We start from the raw sequence: 15,581 nt of genomic DNA, 5'->3' as shown, positions 1-15,581 counted from the left end.
CACCACGCTCATCCTGAGGAGCGGCCGCGTCTCGAAGGATGGGCCGCGGGCGACATAGGGGCCTCATGGTTCGAGACGGCGCTGCGCGCCTCCTCACCATGAGGGGTTAGACTTGCCGCTGCCGCAGCAAATCCTCGAGATCGAGTCGTTTTGTGAACATCGCGAGCTTGCCATCCCGCGTGCGCGGCCATTGCGCCTCGGGCCGGTCCCAATAGAGCTCGACGCCGTTCTCGTCGGGGTCGCGCAGGTAGAGCGCCTCGCTGACGCCATGGTCGCTGGCGCCGTCGAGTGCGATACCAGCACTGAGCACGCGGTGCAGCGCGTCCGCCAGCGCGGGGCGGGTGGGGTAGAGGATCGCGGTGTGGAACAGGCCGGTGGTGCCTGATGGCGGCGGGTGGCCGCCTTTGCTCTCCCAGGTGTTCAGTCCGATGTGGTGATGGTAGCCACCCGCCGAGATGAACGCAGCACCGGAGCCCATGCGCTGCTGCAACTCGAAGCCGAGCACGCCGCAATAGAAGCCGAGGGCGCGATCGAGGTCGGCGACCTTCAGGTGCACATGCCCGATCCGCGTGCCGGCGATGATGGGAGGATTTTGCGCCATGATGCAGCTCCAGTGGGTTTCCGTATATAAGGATGATCCGAACGCAGCGGAACCGGCCTATCCGGAAACCCTGTGTTTCCGGCGGCGTCCGTCGCTCACGCCAGCTCCGACACCTCGCCATCAGGCAAGCCGAATTCAAACGTGTTCAGCGTCATCGACACCATCGTGTAGTAGCCGCACAAGCCGATGATCTCGACCACGCCGCGCTCGCCGAGGAGCGCGACCGCCTCATCATAGAGCGCCTGCGACAGCCCATGGCCTTCGTGCAGCGATTTTGCCACGTCGTAGACCATGCTGGCCTTGGGGTCGTCGAATTCGGGCGTGCGGCGGTCGCGGATGTTGTCGATGATTTTCGGGTCGAGGCGGCCCTTCAGCGCGAGGCGTTTGTGCGCCCACCATTCGTAATGCGCGGTGAAGTGGCGCGCGGTGACGAGGATCGCGATCTCCGAAAGCTTTGGCGGGAAGATCGTGTTGAAGCGGAGCATCTCGCCGAGCCGCGTGGCATGCCTGGCCATTTCCGGGCTGTTAAGCCAGGCCATCATCGGCGCCGGCGCGGAGCCGCGCTTGCCGGCGATCGCCTCGTCATAGGTCTGTTTTTGCGCCTCGTTCATTTCGCCAGGCGAAAGCAGCTTCAGCCTCATGTCCGTTTCCTCTTGTTTTTCAATCGTTACCCCAGGAAGCGAATACACCCGTTCCAGCCTCGCGGCCACCGGCGGCGGGCGCAGGGAGATATTGAATTCCACGGTCCGGCGGCTAAGGTCGTTTCAACAATTCGTCAGATGGAAACGCGCCATGGCCGATCTTGAAAAATTCCGCAGTGAAACCCGCGCCTGGCTGGAGCAGAACTGCCCGCCCGAGATGCGCAAGCCCATGACCTCGGACGGTGACACGTTCTGGGGTGGCCGCAACGCGAAATTTTCCTCCGAGCCGCAGCGGGTCTGGTTCGAGCGGATGCGCGACAAGGGCTGGACGGTGCCGCATTGGCCGAAGGACTATGGCGGCGGCGGGCTCGATGGCGAGGAGGCGAAAATCCTGCGCCAGGAGATGGCGGCGATCGGCGCGCGGCAGCCGCTGACCTCGTTCGGCATCTCCATGCTTGGGCCGGCGCTGCTCAAATACGGCACGGAGGAGCAGAAGAAAGAGCATCTGCCGAAGATCACGGCCGGCCTGATCCGCTGGTGCCAGGGCTATTCCGAGCCGAATGCCGGCTCCGATCTTGCCTCGCTGCAGACGCGGGCCGAGAGCGACGGCGATGATTTCATCATCAACGGCCAGAAGATCTGGACGTCCTATGCCAACTATGCGGACTGGATCTTCTGCCTGGTGCGCACCGATCCGACCGCGAAGAAGCATGACGGCATCAGCTTCATCCTGTTCGACATGGCCTCGAAGGGCGTGTCGACCAAGCCGATCCTGTTGATTTCAGGCTATTCGCCGTTCTGCGAGACCTTCTTCGACAATGTTCGCGTGCCGAAGTCGCATGTGGTCGGCACCATCAACCGTGGCTGGGACGTTGCGAAATATCTATTGCAGCACGAGCGCGCGATGATCTCGGGCATGGGCGAGCGCGGCGTCGGCCGTCCGCTTGGGCAGATCGCGGCGGACTCCATCGGTGCCGACGCGCAGGGCCGGCTGGAGGATGCGGTGCTGCGCAGCCAGATCGCGACCTTCGAAGTCGATGAAGCGGCGCTCGCCGCGGCCGCGGACCGCGCCGTTGATCTCGCCAAAGCGGGGCAGGCGCATCCGGCATTTTCCTCGGCGATGAAATATTACGGCACCGAGCTCAACAAGCGCCGCTACGAAATCCTGATGTCGGCCGGCGGCATCGACGCGCTGGAATGGGAAAGCGACCGCTCCCGCGGCGGCGCCCGCCCGCGCGCCTGGCTGCGCACCAAGGCCAATTCGATCGAGGGCGGCACCTCGGAGGTGATGCTCGGCATCGTCGCCAAGCGCATCCTCGATCTGCCCGGAGCTTGATACACCATGGCCCTCATCCTCAATGAAGAACAATCCATGCTGCGCGACAGTGCGCGCGGCCTCATCAGTGACAAGGCGCCGGTCTCGCATCTGCGCCAGTTGCGCGACAGCAAGGACGAAACCGGCTTCTCGCGCGAGCTCTGGAACACCTTTGCCGAGATGGGCTTCTCCGGCCTCTTGGTATCAGAACAATTCGGCGGCAGCGGGCTCGGCGCGGTCGAGGCCGGGATCGTGATGGAGGAGATAGGGCGCACGCTGATGCCGTCGCCGTTCCTTGCCACGTCTGTGCTTGCAGCCTCGGCGCTGTCGCGCGGCGGCAGCGAGGCGCAGAAATCGCAGCATCTGCCCAGGATTGCCGACGGCTCGCTGCTCGCTGCGCTCGCGGTCGATGAAGGCGCCAAGCATCGGCCGCTGCAGACCAGGATGCAGGCGATACGCAGTGGCAACGGCTTCAAGCTGAATGGCGACAAGGCTCTCGTCGTCGATGGCCACACCGCGGGTCTCCTGATCGTCGCGGCGCGTACGGCCGGTAGCGCCGGGGAGAAGAACGGGGTGACTCTGTTCCTTGTCGATCCGAAGGCCAAAGGGATTGCGAGAGAGCGCACCATCATGGTGGACTCCCACAACGCCGCGCGCATTGTGTTCGACAATGTCGATGTCGACGCCGACAGCGTGCTAGGGGAGGTCGATCAGGGCTATCCGCTGCTCGAAAGCGTGCTCAATGTCGGCCGCGGCGCGGTCGCGTCGGAAATGGTGGGTTTGAGCGAAGAGGTGTTCGGCCGCACCGTCGCTTACCTGAAGGAGCGGAAGCAGTTCGGCAAGCCGATCGGCGAATTCCAGGCGCTGCAGCACCGGGCTGCCCAGCTCTACATCGATATCGAGATCACCCGCGCTGCGGTGCTGAAGGCGCTGCAGGCGCTCGATGCTGATTTGGCCAATGCAGGCAGCGCCGTCGCCGTTGCCAAGGCGCGCGCCGGCACGACGGCGACGCTGGCCGTGCAGGAAGGCGTGCAGATGCATGGCGGCATGGGCATGACCGACCAGTTCGACATCGGCTTCTTCATGAAGCGCGCCCGCGTCTGCCAGGAATTGTTCGGCGACAGCAATTTCCACGCCGATCAGTTGGCAAGGGTGAAGGGGTATTGAACTCTATCCCGTCATTGCGAGCGAAGCGAAGCAATCCATCTCGCCGCTTGCGGAAGCGTGGATTGCTTCGTCGCTACGCTCCTCGCAATGACGGCGTATGTGGCCCCTACCTAATCGGCGGGGCGTATTGGATGCCGCCGGCGCTCCAGAGCTGGTTGAGGCCGCGCGGAATCTTCAGCTGCGACTCGCTGCCGACATTGCGGTCGTAGATTTCGCCGTAGTTGCCGACGTGGCGGATGATGCGGGCGGCCCAGTCCTTGGTCAGGCCGAGGTCCTCGCCATAGGACCCTTCGGTGCCGACCAGCCGCATCACCTCGGGCTTCTTCGATTTCATCGCCTCGTCGATGTTCTTCGAGGTGATGCCGAGCTCCTCGGCGTTGATCATCGCATAAAGCGTCCATTTCACGATCATCATCCAGTCGTCGTCGCGCAGCCGCACCACGGGCGCGAGCGGCTCCTTCGAGATGATGTCGGGCAGGATGATGTGGTCGTTGGGCTTGGAGAGGTTGAGCCTGAGCCTGAGCGCATAGAGCTGGGAAGCATCGGCGGTAAGGGTGTCGCACTGTCCGCTGTCATAGGCCTTGACGACATCCTCGAGCTTTCCGAATTTCATCTCCGTATATTTCATATTGTTGATACGGAAATAGTCGGCGAGGTTGAGCTGCGTCGTGGTCTCCGCCTGCACGCAGACCTTGCTGCCGTTCAAATCCAGTGCGGAATCGATGTTGCGCGAGCGCGGCAGCATGAAGCCTTCGCCGTCATAATAGGCGACGGCCGGGAAATAGAGGTCGTAATTGGTCTCGCGCGACATGCTCCATGTCGAGTTGCGCGAGAGGATGTCCACCTTCCGGCTCTGCAACTCCTTGAAGCGCTCGCTGGCATCGAGCGGGATGAATTTCGCCTTGGACGGATCGTCGAAGATCGCGGCCGCCACCGCGCGGCAGAAATCGACATCGAAGCCGGTCCAGTTGCCCTTCTCGTCGGGGATCGAGAAGCCCGGCAGGCCCTTGTTGACACCACACAGCACCTCGCCGCGGCGAACGGTGCGCTTCAAAGTCTTGGTGTCGTATCGCTCATAGATGATGGCGGCGGCTGCAACCAGGGCCGCGACCGCGAGCCCGATCAGCAGGCCGCCTCGAAATGTGCGCATCATTTATTTTCACCAGATGATGAGGGAAATAGGGCGTCAGGAAGGGAGGCAGAGACGGTTACAGTTCGGGCTTTTGCCGGACGATCACCTTGGTGCCGACGGGGACGCGATCGTAGAGGTCGGCGACATCAGCATTGACCAGCCGGAAGCAGCCGGAGGAGATGGCAGTGCCGATGGTATTGGGCTGGTTGGTGCCGTGGATGCGGTAGACGGTGGTGCCGAGATACATCGCGCGGGCGCCGAGCGGGTTGCCGGGGCCGCCGGCCATGAAGCGCGGCAGGTAGGGTTGGCGTGCGATCATTTCCGGCGGCGGCGTCCAGTCCGGCCATTCCGCCTTGCGGGTGATGTTCAGGAGACCCTGCCACTGGAAGCCTTCGCGGCCGACGCCGATACCGTAACGGATGGCGCGGCCGTTACCCTGGACCAGGTAGAGATGGCGCTCCTTGGTCGAAATGATGATGGTTCCCGGCGCTTCGTTGGTGCGGTAGTAGACCACCTGCTTGCGCCATTCCGGATCGAGCTCGACGTTATCGTCGGGGACCAGGCCTGGCTGATCGCCGACGTCGGGCGCCTGGGCCTGGCTTTGCGAGGCCGAAAGCATCAGGCCGCCTGCGGCAATGACCATCCAGATCAGGTGACGAAGTTTCGTCATACAAAGCTCTCCTCGTTGGCGCGGGGCCAAATGCATTGATGCTCCACCCAAATCAGGAAGCATCAAATCTCAGTGGCAGCTTGATGGCAAGTTTGGGGCAAAGGAGGTAGCTGGCTGGAATACCTGCGATTTCCGTCATGGTGCTGTAGCCGAGCCGTCTTATTTCGGTGCGATCCAAAGCCGCAGGCCGAACGAAATCAACGCCACGGTGCCGGCGCCGCCGAGCCAAAGCGCGGCGAACCAGATCAGGCGCTTCGCGAGCGGGCGCGGATTCTCCTCGCGTGGCATCAGTGATACCCGCCCCCAGGCCGCACCTTGCCGCGAAATACCCAATACGCCCAACCCGTGTAGGCGAGGATCAGCGGAATCAGGATCGCCACGCCGACCAGCATGAAGATCTGGCTGTTGGGGGGCGAGGCCGCCTCCCAGATCGTGATGCTCTGCGGCACGATATAGGGATACATGCTGATGCCGAGGCCGGCATAGGACAGCAAGAATAACGCCAGCGTTAGGAAGAACGGCTGGTAGTCATATTTGTTCGCAAGACTGCGCAGCAGCAGCACGGTGACGGCCGCCACCGCAAGCGGCACCGGCGCGGTCAGGATGATGTTCGGCCAAGTGAACCAGCGCTGGGTATATTGCACGCTGAGGAATGGGGTTGCGAGGCTGACGGCAACGATCGCGCCGAGCATCGCGAACAGCAATACCCAACTCAATTGATAGGCCTTGTCGCGCAGCGCGCCTTCGGTCTTCATCACCAGCCAGGTCGCGCCCAACAGCGCGTAACCCACCAACACCGATATTCCGGTCAGCACGCTGAACGGCGTCAGCCAGTCCCACCAGCCGCCGGCATATTGCCGACCCTCGACATGCACACCCTGCAGAATGGCGCCGAGCGCAACGCCCTGCGCCAGCGCCGCCACCAGCGATCCGCCGAAAAAGGCGACGTCCCAGCGGTTGCGTTCCCTTTGCGTGGTGCGCCAGCGGAATTCGAATGCGACCCCGCGGAAGATCAAGCCGACCAGCATGGCGATGACAGGCGTATAGAGCGCCGGCATCAGCACGGCATAGGCGAGCGGAAACGCCGCCATCAGCCCGCCGCCGCCGAGCACCAGCCAGGTCTCGTTGCCGTCCCAGACCGGCGCGACGCTGTTCATGATGACGTCGCGATCCGCCTTCCTCGGAAACAGCGGGAACAGGATGCCAAGGCCGAGATCGAAGCCGTCCATGACGATATAGACGAACACCGCGAAGGCGATGATGAAGGCCCAGACCATGGCAAGGTCGATCATGACGCGCTCTCCGCTGCTGCGGCGGCGGCCGGGGTGATGCCGGCGGCGCGGGCGGGAATGTCACGCGGCGGTCCCGCTTCGCCCGGATGCGGCGGCGCCGCCATCAGCCGTAGCAGATAGATCACGCCCGCCGTGAACACCGCGAAGTAGACGATGACGAAGGCGAGCAGCGAAGAGCCGACCGCAGGCGCAGCGAGCGGGGAAGCCGAATCGGCCGTCCGCAGCAGGCCGTAGACCGTGAATGGCTGCCGCCCGGTCTCGGTGGTGATCCAGCCCGCCAGCACCGCGATGAAGCCCGCCGGCCCCATCAGCATTGCGAAGCTGTGCAGGAAGCGCGAGGAATAGAGCTGACCGCGCCAGCGCATCCATGCGCTCAACAGGCCGAGCCCCATCATCAGAAAGCCGAGCCCGACCATGATGCGGAACGACCAGAAGGTGATCGGTACCGGCGGCCAGTTTTCGCGCGGCACGGTATCGAGGCCGGCCATCGGCGCGGTCGGCGAATGCTTCAGGATCACCGATCCGAGCTTGGGGATCTCGACGGCGAAGTCGATCCGGCCGGCCGTCTGGTTGGGCCATCCGAACAGAATAAGCGGCGCGCCATCCTTGTGGCTCTGGTAGTGGCCTTCCATCGCCATGATCTTCACGGGCTGATGCTCCAGCGTGTTCAGCCCGTGCTGGTCCCCGGCCAGAATCTGGATTGGCGCCACGAAAGTCGCCATCCACATCGCCATCGAGAACATCACGCGCGGGCCGGCGAGATGCTGGTCACGCAGCAGATGGTAGGCGCCGACCGCGCCGACCACGAGCGCGGTGGTCAGATACGCCGCGAGCACCATGTGCACGAGGCGATATGGAAAAGACGGGTTGAAGACCACCTTGAGCCAGTCGGCGGCCACGAACTGGCCGCTCGCATTGACGGCGTAGCCGGTCGGCGTCTGCATCCAGGAATTGGACGAGAGGATCCAGAATGCCGAGATCAGTGTGCCGATCGCGACCATCAAGGTTGCGAGAAAGTGCAGCCGGGGACCGACGCGGTTCAACCCAAACAGCATCACCCCGAGGAAGCCTGCTTCAAGGAAAAACGCGGTCAGGACCTCATAGGCCATCAGCGGTCCGATGACGGGCCCGGTCTTGTCGGAGAAGGCCGACCAGTTGGTGCCAAACTGGTAGGACATCACGATGCCCGACACCACGCCCATGCCGAATGCGACCGCGAAGATCTTCAGCCAGTAGTGAAACAGATTGATGAAGACCTCGCGCCCGGTCCAGAGCCAGAGCGCTTCGAGCACCGCAAGGTAGCTGGCGAGCCCGATCGAGAAGGCCGGGAATATGATGTGAAACGACATCGTGAAAGCAAACTGCGCCCGGGCGAGCGCAACCGCATCCCAGCCTTCGAACATGACGCGCTATCCATCGTGAATTACGACATGAGGTTATCACGCGTCCGATCGTAGTGAAAACATGTCAATATGACCAAGGCAGAGCGAGCGACCCCGGCGCGGACCTTGGCACGCCGGGTTTGACGATAGTCCTTTAGTCCTCGCAAAAGCGCTCAACTGTTGACGTTGAGCAGCCGGGCGATGGTGCGGTCAATCCGCTCGTACTGTCCCTCGCCGTCGTGATGGAATACGATATTTCCATTCTGGTCGATGATGTATTGCGCCGGCCAGTACTGGTTGCGATAGGCGTTCCAGGTCTGCGACTCGTTGTCCTGCGCAACCGGGTAGGTGATGCCGTGCCGTTTCAGCGCGGCCTGGACGTTGGACGCCGAGCGCTCGAACGGAAATTCCGGCGTATGGACGCCAATCACGACGAGGCCTTGATTCCTGTACTTGGCGTTGAGCGCGACGACATGGGGAAGCGTGTTGACGCAGTTTACGCAGCCATAGGTCCAGAAATCGACCAGCACCACCTTGCCGCGTAGGTCGGCGATGGTGAGCGGCTGCGAATTGAACCATTTGCTGATGCCGACAAAATTCGGCGCGTTCTGCTCGGCGGCCGCAACCTTCACTTTGGGCTCCTGCGCGCGGGCGATATGAGGAGCGGTGATGCCGGTCAGGCAAACAGCGCCGACCAGGGCGGATACAAGCGAGCGCATGATCATTTCCATTTCCTCCTGATGTCAAAGGCCGATCTGGCCGTTGGGATAGAAGCTGGTCAGCCACGCCACGATCAGCGTGTCATATTGAAAGTAGGAGAGGGCCGCGAAGGCGATAATGACGACGCCAAAGCCCTGCTGCAGTCGCGGCGCGATCCGCGCGATGCTGCGGATGCGGGTCGTGACGGCCTGCCCACCGTAGGCGATGGCGAGCATTGGAATCGCCGCTCCGGTGGCGTAGACGACGAGCTGCAGACTGGCCCAGCCGGTATCTTTCGATGTCGCCACGAGGGTCAGGATCGAGCCCAGCACGGGCCCGGCGCAGGGCGTCCATACCAGCCCCAGCGTGGTGCCGAGCACGAAGCCGCCGATCAGGCTTTGCGATGGCGTTGCGTTGCCCGGCGAACCGCCCGCGGTAAGACCGGCAATTCGGATCGTCAGCCATTCGAACGGGGCGGGCCAGATCATCAATAGGCCGAAGCCGAGCAGAAGAATTGCGGCGCCGGTTCGCAACGCGTTGGGATCGAAATCGAAAGCGCGTGTGATCGCGCTCAACAGCAACGCCACCATCGAGAATGACATCACAAAGCCGAGCGCGATCATCGCCGGCCGCACCTTGCTGGTCTGGCCTATCGATACCCCAAGCAGGATCGGCAGCATCGGCAGGGTGCAAGGCGCCGCGACGGTAACAACACCTGCCAGCAGCGCGAGAACAAGATTCGGCATCACGATCGTCCGTCACAACCGGCCACGCCCAATGCGTGGGCCGGCAGTGTGATGTTCTTCGCGATGGCAAGATCAGCCGTTACGTCCGCCTTATCCGGGCGAGGTCACGTCTGTGTGAGGCTTCCACGTCGATTGTACGGCCGCAAAGGAAAGCGACCCGGCCTGGGGGCATCCCAGCCGGGTCGTTGGAGGTAGTCCTTGGGAGGTTAGAACTTGAAGACGTAAGAACTCGCTACCTGATCTCGCAGACTTCTGCGGCGCTCTTGGTGCTGCAGTCGATCACCTGCTGGTGCACCGGCGTCAAACCGGCATCGCGCTGCGCGCGCGGGGCGACATTCTGACTCGATAGTGTCGCAAGCGTAGCCACTGCGCCGAGCGGGATGATGAAGAAGCGGAAGGACGGCTTCAGCATGTCGTTCTCCTGTTCGGCGTTGGCGTTGCGTTCGATGGTTAATGTATAGAGACTGAGCTTTTCCAGGTGATGTCGTCGATTGTTTCAATTGTTTCGTCGCCGCTTTCTCGCTTCGAAAACAATCCCTACAATTTCTTACCCTCCATACGACTTCCCGGATCGCTGTTTCACGCTGCGAGGCTTTCGACGCCGGCGCACCTCAGCAATTCGGCCAACTGCTTGCGGGCATAGAACATGCGGGTCTTCACGGTGCTCTGGGGAATGCCGATGATCTCGCCGGCCTCTTCCACCGACTTCTCGTGATAGTAGACGAGGTTGATGATCTCGCGGTGCGCCGGTGACAGCTTCGCGACGCAGGCGCGGAGGATCTCGCTCGTGGTGGCGCGATCGAGCGCGGCTTCCGGCGTGTCGGCTTCGTCGACGATGTCGAGCACTTCTTCCTGTTCGATGTCCTCGTGCCGGCGCTGGCGCAGCGCGGTCAACGCCTTGAAGCGGGCGATCGACAACAGCCAGGTGGAAACCTGCGAGCGGCCCTCGAACTGGTCGGCCGTGCGCCAGACGTCCAGGAACACCTGGCTCACGAGATCTTCCGCCACCGTGGTGTCGCGGACCATGCGGAGGACGAAACGGTAGACCCGGACGTTGTGACGGGAATAGAGCACGTGCATGGCCGTGCGGTCGCCTATGGCGATCTTGCCGAGCAGCATTTCGTCGGATGTCTGGCGTGCAGCGGCAATATGATCGTTGGCTGCAGCGTTGATGGCGACGACGTTCGACATGACAGGCTCCCAGTTCGCCTTGGCGGCTTTCGTTGGGAGAATTGTTAATGAGCCACGGTTTCGGGATGTCTGCGCGAAAAGCGGAAAATGGTTTCATCCGTAGGAGAATTGTTTCGTCGGGGCGTGGGCGACGAAACATTCGGGACAAAAATGCCAGTAATTTCAATGCGCGGAAAATTGCCGGGAAGTTGCGGACCGGGCGGAACCGAACGGCGCCTGACGCGTTTTCGCGCGCCCCGTCATTGGGCAGGGGCGAAGATCAGGCCTTTTCGCCGCTTGGTGAGAACAGATAGCCGCCGCCGCGGATGGTGCGGATGACCGCGGGCTTGGTCGGATCGATCTCGATCTTGCGGCGGATGCGCATGATCCGGAGGTCGACGGCGCGGTCGAAGGCCTCGGCGTCGCGCGCATTGGCCAGTTCGAGCAGCCGCTCGCGCGACAGCACCCGTTTCGGATTGGCCGCAAACACCTTCAGCAGCCCGAATTCGGATGCCGTCAGCGGATGCTCGTTGCCCTCGTCGTCGCGCAGCGCTTGCGCCTGCAGATCAAGCCATTTGGTGCCGAAGCGGACCAATTGTTCCTTCTCGGTCTTGGCGGCTGTCGTTTCGGGCGCGGCCACTTTGGCCGGCGTGCTCCGCCGCAGGACCGAGCGGATCCGCGCCATCAATTCGCGCAGCTCGCAGGGTTTTGCCACGTAATCGTCGGCCCCGAGCTCAAGCCCGACCACGCGGTCGATCGGGCTCGCGGTCGCCGTCAGCATGATGACCGGCACGTTCATCCGGCTCTTGAGATCGCGGATGATCGACAGCCCGTCTTCCTCGGGCATGTTGAGGTCGAGCACCACGAGGTCGGGATGGTTGGTCTCGATCACGCTCCGCAGGCTCTTTCCGCCATCGCACAACGTCACGCCAAAGCCGTGCATCTTGAGATAATCACCGACCATCTCGCGGGCCGGTGCCTCGTCATCAACAATGATGATGTGCGGGCTCTGGGTCATGATGTCTCTGCTGTGGCCGGCAATGTAACCGTAAAGATCGAGCCCTGTCCGGGGCCGGGGCTCTGCGCAGTTACATGGCCGCCATGCATGTCGATAATGCGTTTGACGATCGAAAGTCCAAGCCCGGTCGAGCTCTCGCCTGCGGTCGGCTTGGCCGACAGCCGCTGGAACCGGCCGAACAGGCGCCCCAAATCCTCCGGCGAGAGGCCGGCGCCCTCGTCGGCGATCCGGATCACCGTGTTGTCGCCCTCATGGGTGACGACCACCCTGATCTTGCCGCCGATTGGTGAGTATTTGATGGCATTGCTGACCAGATTGTCGATCGCCTCGCGAATGCGGTCGGCATCGCACATGGTCACGAAATTCGGCGGTGCGGAGACCGAGATGCTCTGCTGCTTGTTGACCGCCAGCGGCAGGTTCGCTTCGGCGACCTCGTTGATAAGAGCCGCGACATCGACCGGTTCACGGCGGATGGTGATGTCGAAGGCGTCGGCCATCGCGTCCGAGATCAGATGATCGACCATCGATGTCAGGCGCTTGGTGGCATCCCTGATGTGCTCGACCTGGGTCGCGACCGCTTCCCTTGGCGAGCCGGCGCCGATCAATTCGGTCAGCATCTCGGTGCGGCCGAGGATCACGCCGAGCGGGTTCTTGAGGTCATGGGCAACCGTGCCCAGGATCTCGTTCTTGAAGCCGTTGGCACGCTGCAGCCTCAGCCATTGCGCCGAAAGCCGGCGGTTGGCCTGCATCAGCGCGCGGGTGCGCTGGGCGACGCGGTCCTCGAGCTGCGTGTTGGCTTCATGAAGCTGCTGGTAGAGGATCACGTTGTCGAACGCGATCGAGAGGCGGCTACTGAAGATCTCGACCAGCGCACGGTCGGTGTCGGAGAGCTGGCGCTCCGCCTGCAGGAGCACCACGACTTCGCGGCCGCTGCCGGTGCGCAAATAGAGCACGCTGCGGTGGTCGGCGAATTCGTTCTTGCGACGCTGGAAGGCGGCTTCCACCATCTCGCGCAGATCAGGGTCGAGCGATTTCGAGCTGGTGGTGCCGATGAAACGGCTGTAGCAGCCGGAGCCCGCCAGCACCGACAATTCGCTGCCGGCGCCGTCATCGCGCAGCACCAGGATGCCGGCGCATTCGACATTGAGCAGCGAGGCGAGCTGGGTCAGCACGCCCTCGGCGAGCCGCTGCATCGATTTGAAGTCGTAGAGCGTGGAGGCGGCGTCGATGATGATCTCGAGCCCGCGCCTGGTCTGCACCATGCGCTCGAGCTGCTGGTAGCTGCGCAGCGCTGCCGTCAACGAGGTGAACAGCTTGTCGGCGGTGAGCTCGGTCTTGGCCTTGTAGTCGTTGATGTCGTACTGAACGATCACCCGCCGCTCCGGCGCCTGGCCCGGCTGTCCGGTGCGCAGGATGATGCGGACGGTCTCGTTCTTGATCTCGTTGCGGATATATTCGACGAGTTCGAGCCCTGCGACGTCGGTCTCCATGATGACGTCGAGCAGGACGGCGGCGATGTCCGGATGCTCCCGCATCAGCTTGCGACCTTCCGCCGCAGAATAGGCCGACAGGATCTCCAGCGTGGCCCCGTTCAGGCTGTAGTCGGACAGCGCGAAGCGGGTGCCTTCATGCACTGCAGCATCGTCGTCGATGACTGCCACCTTCCATTTTCGCGCGGACGAATCCTCCGGTGTGACCCCGGTGTCGTCGATCAGGTGGAGGACATCGTCCTGTTCGGCCATTGAGCAGTTCCGTCATTGGCTTGGTCCGCGATCGTGGGCTGACCCGTCGGCTGACCCGTTGGCTGACCCTTGGCGATTCTCGGCATGATAATGCGAAAAGTGGTGCCTTGTCCCGGCCTTGACTCCAGCACCATGCGGCCGCCGAGCTGTTGGGTGACAAGATTATAGACAATATGCAAGCCCAGCCCGGTGCCGCCTTCATTGCGCCGGGTGGTGAAGAATGGATCGAACGCCTGGCGTTGCACGTCCGGCGTCATGCCGGCGCCGTTGTCGGCGAAGATGATCTCGATGTCGTCGCTGCCGCGGGCCCGCGCTGAAATCGTGATCGTCCCCGATCGCCGGTCGGCGAACGCATGATTGACGGCGTTAAGGAAAAGATTGGTTAAAATTTGTCCGTAGGAGCCGGGATAGCCGTCGATCATCAGGCCTTCCGGCACGTCGACTGTCAGGGCGATCGCGGCTTTCTTCAGCACCGGCCGCAGGCTGGCGACGATCTGGTCGGTCGCTTCGCTCAAGGAAAACTGGCGGCGCTCGGCATGCGAGCGATCGACCGCCACCTGCTTGAACGACTGGATCAGTTCGCCCGCACGCTGCAGGTTGGCGACGAGCTGCTGCGCGGCATCGCGCGAGCTCTTCACGAATTCGTCGAGCTTGGAGCGGCGCAACTGTTCTGATTTCAGCTCGTGCTCGAATATCTCGGTGCGGCGCGCAAAGCTCGAGGCCACCGTCAGGCTGATGCCGATCGGATTGTTCACCTCATGGGCGACGCCGGCAACCAGGCCGCCGAGCGCCGCCAGCCGCTCCGCATCGATCAGGTTCTGCTGGGCCGTATTGAGTTCGAGCAGCGCGCTCTCGGCCCGTTCCTTGGCGGCGCGCAATTCGTCTTCGGCCTGGCGCTTGGCGATCGCATTCTCGCGGAACACTTCCACCGCGCGCGCCATGGCGCCGACCTCGTCCTTGGCGTCGGTGCCCAGCACGCGGCGATCGTAATTGCCCGATGTGATGGCGTGCATCGAGGCCATGATCTGCTGCAGCGGCAGGCGGATCGACAGCGCGATCAGGACGCCCGCGGAAACGATGATGCCGAGGAAGATCACCGCGATCGAGAGCACACGGCGCGAAATGTCCGACAGCGTCCGGTCGAAGGTTTCCTGCGCCTTCTGCTCGCGCTGGCGCATGTTGATCGAGAGATCGTCGATGACGCCGATGGCGTCGGCCTGGCTCGCGTCGATGGTGTTGCGCAATAGCTCGGTGCGGCTCGCGAGCTGCTCGGTCAGTTTTCCCAATCCCTCGCGCAACGCTTCGGTCCGCTTGTTCAGCCGCGCCAGCGCCAGGCGCTGCAGGTCGTTGTCGGCGAGGTCGATCATGACCGGGATCGTCTTCTCGATCGTCTCGGTGTTGCGGCGGGCCTCTTCGGCGGATGCGCTCGATAGCGACAGATAATAGGCATTCGCCGCCACCAGCATCGCGGTGAAGGCCTCGCGGGATTTGCCGAGCGATGGCCAGATCAGCGCGTCGCGATGGCCGGTGGCGCCTTCGATGATGGAGTAAAGACCGGCCATGTCCTTGGCCGGCCCGAGCACCTGCTCCTCATAGGTCTTGGTGATCTTTGCCTGCACGGCGCGCAATTCGCCGAAGCCGTCCAGGAAGCGGCTGGTGACGCGCTCGAGCTGCTCCACCGACCCTGACAGCATCGGGTCGGTGGCGGCGCGCGTGGTCAGCGTGCCGAGCACGGCTTCGCGCAACAGCAGGATCTCGGCGAACAGCTCGGGGCTCGGCTGGTTGATGTAGCGGTGGATCAGGTTCTGCAGCCGGCTGGTCTCGGTTTCGAGCTTGGCCAGGATCTTGTCGGATTCCCGGACCTGCCGGACGTCCTCCCAGGCCGAGCGCAGCACGGTGGCGCCGTTCCAGATCAATGCCGCCAGCACCACCACGACCGCCGAGTTCAACAGCGCGATCGACAGGATGCGCCAGCGGATCGGCACCGCCCGCAGCATCTGGACGAT

General features: G+C 63.0%; 16 protein-coding genes. 2 read left to right on the top strand and 14 right to left on the bottom strand.

Features of this window, described 5'->3' with window-relative positions; genetic code table 11:
- Nucleotides 1–106: 106 nt before the first annotated feature.
- Both ACZYOF_RS06580 and ACZYOF_RS06575 read right to left on the bottom strand, forming a co-directional pair.
- The gene (locus ACZYOF_RS06580; protein WP_463715221.1) at nucleotides 107–601 is read right to left on the bottom strand and encodes a VOC family protein; all 495 of its coding nucleotides are present in this window, start codon (nucleotides 599–601) and stop codon (nucleotides 107–109) included.
- A gap of 95 nt (nucleotides 602–696) precedes the next feature.
- Nucleotides 697–1,242 carry a carboxymuconolactone decarboxylase family protein gene (locus tag ACZYOF_RS06575; protein ID WP_463715220.1) on the bottom strand — a complete coding sequence of 182 codons (546 nt, stop codon included), beginning with the start codon at nucleotides 1,240–1,242 and terminating at the stop codon, nucleotides 697–699.
- Nucleotides 1,243–1,393: 151 nt separating this feature from the next.
- Between ACZYOF_RS06575 and ACZYOF_RS06570 the strand changes: the two genes are divergently transcribed.
- A complete protein-coding gene (locus ACZYOF_RS06570) occupies nucleotides 1,394–2,578 on the top strand; it encodes an acyl-CoA dehydrogenase family protein (RefSeq protein WP_463715219.1) in 1,185 nt (394 codons plus the stop codon).
- Between the two features lie 6 nt (nucleotides 2,579–2,584).
- Nucleotides 2,585–3,724 carry an acyl-CoA dehydrogenase family protein gene (locus tag ACZYOF_RS06565; RefSeq protein WP_463715218.1) on the top strand — a complete coding sequence of 380 codons (1,140 nt, stop codon included), beginning with the start codon at nucleotides 2,585–2,587 and terminating at the stop codon, nucleotides 3,722–3,724.
- Nucleotides 3,725–3,830: 106 nt separating this feature from the next.
- Here ACZYOF_RS06565 and ACZYOF_RS06560 read toward each other — a convergent pair whose 3' ends face one another.
- The 12 genes from ACZYOF_RS06560 to ACZYOF_RS06505 form a co-directional block, all read right to left on the bottom strand.
- Nucleotides 3,831–4,874 carry an amino acid ABC transporter substrate-binding protein gene (locus tag ACZYOF_RS06560; protein ID WP_463715217.1) on the bottom strand — a complete coding sequence of 348 codons (1,044 nt, stop codon included), beginning with the start codon at nucleotides 4,872–4,874 and terminating at the stop codon, nucleotides 3,831–3,833.
- A gap of 58 nt (nucleotides 4,875–4,932) precedes the next feature.
- Nucleotides 4,933–5,526 (bottom strand): L,D-transpeptidase, encoded by a 594-nt coding sequence (locus ACZYOF_RS06555; RefSeq protein ID WP_130578331.1) that lies wholly within the window; start codon nucleotides 5,524–5,526, stop codon nucleotides 4,933–4,935.
- Nucleotides 5,527–5,685: 159 nt separating this feature from the next.
- The gene (locus tag ACZYOF_RS06550) at nucleotides 5,686–5,814 is read right to left on the bottom strand and encodes a DUF2474 domain-containing protein (RefSeq protein ID WP_463715216.1); all 129 of its coding nucleotides are present in this window, start codon (nucleotides 5,812–5,814) and stop codon (nucleotides 5,686–5,688) included.
- Nucleotides 5,814–6,818 (bottom strand): cytochrome d ubiquinol oxidase subunit II, encoded by a 1,005-nt coding sequence (cydB, locus tag ACZYOF_RS06545; protein ID WP_463715215.1) that lies wholly within the window; start codon nucleotides 6,816–6,818, stop codon nucleotides 5,814–5,816. The genes ACZYOF_RS06550 and cydB overlap by 1 nt, the downstream gene beginning before the upstream one ends.
- Nucleotides 6,815–8,221 carry a cytochrome ubiquinol oxidase subunit I gene (locus ACZYOF_RS06540; RefSeq protein WP_463715214.1) on the bottom strand — a complete coding sequence of 469 codons (1,407 nt, stop codon included), beginning with the start codon at nucleotides 8,219–8,221 and terminating at the stop codon, nucleotides 6,815–6,817. The genes cydB and ACZYOF_RS06540 overlap by 4 nt, the downstream gene beginning before the upstream one ends.
- A gap of 152 nt (nucleotides 8,222–8,373) precedes the next feature.
- A complete protein-coding gene (locus ACZYOF_RS06535) occupies nucleotides 8,374–8,919 on the bottom strand; it encodes a thioredoxin family protein (RefSeq protein WP_463715213.1) in 546 nt (181 codons plus the stop codon).
- A 24-nt stretch (nucleotides 8,920–8,943) separates the two neighbouring features.
- Nucleotides 8,944–9,645: a cytochrome c biogenesis CcdA family protein gene (locus ACZYOF_RS06530; RefSeq protein WP_463715212.1), complete on the bottom strand. Its 702-nt coding sequence runs from the start codon at nucleotides 9,643–9,645 to the stop codon at nucleotides 8,944–8,946.
- 232 nt (nucleotides 9,646–9,877) lie between these two features.
- The gene (locus ACZYOF_RS06525; RefSeq protein ID WP_463715211.1) at nucleotides 9,878–10,057 is read right to left on the bottom strand and encodes a hypothetical protein; all 180 of its coding nucleotides are present in this window, start codon (nucleotides 10,055–10,057) and stop codon (nucleotides 9,878–9,880) included.
- Nucleotides 10,058–10,224: 167 nt separating this feature from the next.
- A complete protein-coding gene (locus ACZYOF_RS06520; protein WP_282531562.1) occupies nucleotides 10,225–10,836 on the bottom strand; it encodes a sigma-70 family RNA polymerase sigma factor in 612 nt (203 codons plus the stop codon).
- 259 nt (nucleotides 10,837–11,095) lie between these two features.
- Complete coding sequence (locus tag ACZYOF_RS06515) at nucleotides 11,096–11,833, bottom strand: response regulator (RefSeq protein WP_282531561.1); 738 nt, start codon at nucleotides 11,831–11,833, stop codon at nucleotides 11,096–11,098.
- Nucleotides 11,830–13,575: an ATP-binding response regulator gene (locus tag ACZYOF_RS06510; protein WP_130578323.1), complete on the bottom strand. Its 1,746-nt coding sequence runs from the start codon at nucleotides 13,573–13,575 to the stop codon at nucleotides 11,830–11,832. Before ACZYOF_RS06510 ends, ACZYOF_RS06515 begins: the two co-directional genes overlap by 4 nt.
- A complete protein-coding gene (locus ACZYOF_RS06505) occupies nucleotides 13,545–15,572 on the bottom strand; it encodes a sensor histidine kinase (protein ID WP_463715232.1) in 2,028 nt (675 codons plus the stop codon). Before ACZYOF_RS06505 ends, ACZYOF_RS06510 begins: the two co-directional genes overlap by 31 nt.
- Nucleotides 15,573–15,581: the final 9 nt, after the last annotated feature.

The sequence above is a fragment of the Bradyrhizobium sp. LeoA1Lang genome, from assembly GCF_055413685.1.
The sequence above is the reverse complement of the archived record's forward strand: the minus strand, read 5'-3'. Positions and strand labels throughout refer to the sequence as shown.

Excerpts from the sequence above, each read along its gene's own strand:
- ACZYOF_RS06580 (WP_463715221.1), bottom strand. The coding sequence starts at position 601 with ATGGCGCAAAATCCTCCCATCATCGCCGGCACGCGGATCGGGCATGTG.
- ACZYOF_RS06575 (WP_463715220.1), bottom strand. The coding sequence starts at position 1,242 with ATGAGGCTGAAGCTGCTTTCGCCTGGCGAAATGAACGAGGCGCAAAAA.
- ACZYOF_RS06570 (WP_463715219.1), top strand. The coding sequence starts at position 1,394 with ATGGCCGATCTTGAAAAATTCCGCAGTGAAACCCGCGCCTGGCTGGAG.
- ACZYOF_RS06565 (WP_463715218.1), top strand. The coding sequence starts at position 2,585 with ATGGCCCTCATCCTCAATGAAGAACAATCCATGCTGCGCGACAGTGCG.
- ACZYOF_RS06560 (WP_463715217.1), bottom strand. The coding sequence starts at position 4,874 with ATGCGCACATTTCGAGGCGGCCTGCTGATCGGGCTCGCGGTCGCGGCC.
- ACZYOF_RS06555 (WP_130578331.1), bottom strand. The coding sequence starts at position 5,526 with ATGACGAAACTTCGTCACCTGATCTGGATGGTCATTGCCGCAGGCGGC.
- ACZYOF_RS06550 (WP_463715216.1), bottom strand. The coding sequence starts at position 5,814 with ATGCCACGCGAGGAGAATCCGCGCCCGCTCGCGAAGCGCCTGATCTGG.
- cydB (WP_463715215.1), bottom strand. The coding sequence starts at position 6,818 with ATGATCGACCTTGCCATGGTCTGGGCCTTCATCATCGCCTTCGCGGTG.
- ACZYOF_RS06540 (WP_463715214.1), bottom strand. The coding sequence starts at position 8,221 with ATGTTCGAAGGCTGGGATGCGGTTGCGCTCGCCCGGGCGCAGTTTGCT.
- ACZYOF_RS06535 (WP_463715213.1), bottom strand. The coding sequence starts at position 8,919 with ATGCGCTCGCTTGTATCCGCCCTGGTCGGCGCTGTTTGCCTGACCGGC.
- ACZYOF_RS06530 (WP_463715212.1), bottom strand. The coding sequence starts at position 9,645 with ATGCCGAATCTTGTTCTCGCGCTGCTGGCAGGTGTTGTTACCGTCGCG.
- ACZYOF_RS06525 (WP_463715211.1), bottom strand. The coding sequence starts at position 10,057 with ATGCTGAAGCCGTCCTTCCGCTTCTTCATCATCCCGCTCGGCGCAGTG.
- ACZYOF_RS06520 (WP_282531562.1), bottom strand. The coding sequence starts at position 10,836 with ATGTCGAACGTCGTCGCCATCAACGCTGCAGCCAACGATCATATTGCC.
- ACZYOF_RS06515 (WP_282531561.1), bottom strand. The coding sequence starts at position 11,833 with ATGACCCAGAGCCCGCACATCATCATTGTTGATGACGAGGCACCGGCC.
- ACZYOF_RS06510 (WP_130578323.1), bottom strand. The coding sequence starts at position 13,575 with ATGGCCGAACAGGACGATGTCCTCCACCTGATCGACGACACCGGGGTC.
- ACZYOF_RS06505 (WP_463715232.1), bottom strand. The coding sequence starts at position 15,572 with ATGCTGCGGGCGGTGCCGATCCGCTGGCGCATCCTGTCGATCGCGCTG.